Here is a 2,000-nt window from a genome sequence, read left to right as displayed (position 1 = left end):
TTATCTGATTGACTAATAATTATAAAGATAATATATCGATACATTTAAATATATCAATATAATATTATTATACATGACAGTTGAAAATAGTGATGAATGTTGTGAGATAACCTATTCTGTTGAAGATTTAATTAAAACATTGCCTTCAGATGAAACTTTAGAAAACCATGCGGCAATATTAAAGTCTTTGGCTGATCCGACAAGATTAAAAATAATATACTTATTGAAAAATGGTGAATTGTGTGTTTGTCAGATATTGGAAGTTATTGATAAATCCCAATCAACGGTTTCTCATCATTTGAACATGATGAAAAAAGAAGGAGTGTTGTCTGCACGAAAACAGGGAAAATGGATTTATTATAAACTGGCCAATGAAGAAATTATACAAAGTCTTGAAAAACTATTATGAGGCTGATAACATGGTCGAAAAGATTGCTTTAGCTTCCTGCAATGGAATGAGTGCTAATGGATTGGTATCTCGCGTAGCAGTTGGGGATTGTAAAAAGGAAAACGATAATATAATATCAATTTGCATGGGTTCCACATCCGCTGACATTGAAGGATTAAACGATGATATGCTAAAAAAATATCCAATCATTGCAATCAACGGTTGCGATAACGGATGTGTGAATAAAATTCTTAATAACAAGGGAATCAACGTTTCTAAAACTGTTGGTGTTGGAGATGTTTTAAAAAAGCATAAAATTTTTTCCACTGACCCTTTCAGATTGGACGACAATGGAGAAAAATGTGTTGAGATTATTAAAAATAAGATCAACTATGAGTTAAAAAATATTTAGAGGAATGAATATGGATTATTTTGATTATAAAGTTTGGGAAAATTGGGCGAATAATAATTATGATGAATTCAAATCCCTTAAAGATGGTGCTAAAATAGCTATGTTATTGCCGGATACGGATAATCTTATAGTTCTTAAAAAAGGGGATACAATCTCTGTTGTTATTGATGATAGGAATACATTTGAGTTCCCATTTGCACAAATAGCTTTTAAATTTGGTGAAAATACTATAGAAAGCGTTTTGAATGATTCTACATTTAAAACATTTAAAAATCTTACTTTAGCGGATGATATTGGTATTTTATCCTTTGTTGATGAGGCCACATTGAACAGATTTGATTATAGAAATTTTTTAAAGAAGTTCGGTTTTCAAATAGGCTCTGGTTGTAGCTGTGGGTGTTGTTAAATGGCAGATAATTGGAACTTTGATGGTTTGATTCAGAACGTATTGGTTAAATCCAGTAATAATTCTTGTTGCGGGGATATTTCATTTCCAAACACATCAAAAATTGAAAATCCTATAAATCCAATAAATTCTGTTACAAAAGAATTTTTAGAGGATTTTGAAGTGTATTTGAAACAGTTGGGTGTTGTGGAAATAGCTTATGTTGAGGGCATCAAAGATTATTTCTTGCATGGTTTAGATTTTGATTTCAACTCAGCCATTCTATTTTCTTATGAGATTAGCCAATGCATTCATGATGCCGGCGCAGGCATTAAAGCTCAAGAATATAATGATGAGTTATATCGGGATTTTGGAAATTTAACATATAAGATTTCAGATTACCTGAGACTAAGGGGATTTGAAACATTAGTTGCCCATCCTCGTGAAGAAACAATAGATTTTTCACATTTGGCTCAAAAAGCAGGAATGGGGGGCATTGGAAAAAGTGGTTTGCTGATCAGTCCTAATAAAGGCCCCAATCAAAAAATATCGGCCATATTAGTCAATATTAAAAACTTGCCTAAAACCAAAATTAATCCTTATGAATGGATTCCGGATTATTGCAATTATTGTAACTCCTGTGTTAGAGCATGTCCAAATGATGCTTTAGTTTTGGATAAAAAAACTAAAACTGTGAGTTTTATTGAAGATGTATGTATTGGATGTAGTGAAGGCTGCACTGAATGTATAAAAGCATGTCCATTTTATAATAAAGGATATGAGGTTGTTTTTGACAAATATAAAAAAATTAAAAT

General features: G+C 31.3%; 4 protein-coding genes. All 4 read left to right on the top strand.

The annotated features are described in order from the left end of the window. The first annotated feature begins 73 nt into the window (after window positions 1–73). Window positions 74–409, top strand: a complete 336-nt coding sequence (locus ACKI3D_RS07105; RefSeq protein ID WP_407393257.1) for an ArsR/SmtB family transcription factor — start codon at window positions 74–76, stop codon at window positions 407–409. A 10-nt stretch (window positions 410–419) separates the two neighbouring features. Beyond that, window positions 420–800 carry a putative zinc-binding protein gene (locus tag ACKI3D_RS07100; protein WP_407375292.1) on the top strand — a complete coding sequence of 127 codons (381 nt, stop codon included), beginning with the start codon at window positions 420–422 and terminating at the stop codon, window positions 798–800. Between the two features lie 10 nt (window positions 801–810). Next, on the top strand, window positions 811–1,206 hold the full coding sequence (locus tag ACKI3D_RS07095) for a hypothetical protein (RefSeq protein WP_407393255.1): 396 nt from the start codon (window positions 811–813) through the stop codon (window positions 1,204–1,206). Continuing rightward, on the top strand, window positions 1,207–2,000 hold a 794-nt coding region (locus ACKI3D_RS07090), incomplete at its 3' end, for a 4Fe-4S dicluster domain-containing protein (protein WP_407393253.1).

This window comes from Methanobrevibacter sp., from assembly GCF_045586545.1.
Classification (GTDB): Archaea; Methanobacteriota; Methanobacteria; order Methanobacteriales; family Methanobacteriaceae; genus Methanocatella.
The sequence above is the reverse complement of the archived record's forward strand: the minus strand, read 5'-3'. Positions and strand labels throughout refer to the sequence as shown.

Excerpts from the sequence above, each read along its gene's own strand:
- ACKI3D_RS07105 (WP_407393257.1), top strand. The coding sequence starts at position 74 with ATGACAGTTGAAAATAGTGATGAATGTTGTGAGATAACCTATTCTGTT.
- ACKI3D_RS07100 (WP_407375292.1), top strand. The coding sequence starts at position 420 with ATGGTCGAAAAGATTGCTTTAGCTTCCTGCAATGGAATGAGTGCTAAT.
- ACKI3D_RS07095 (WP_407393255.1), top strand. The coding sequence starts at position 811 with ATGGATTATTTTGATTATAAAGTTTGGGAAAATTGGGCGAATAATAAT.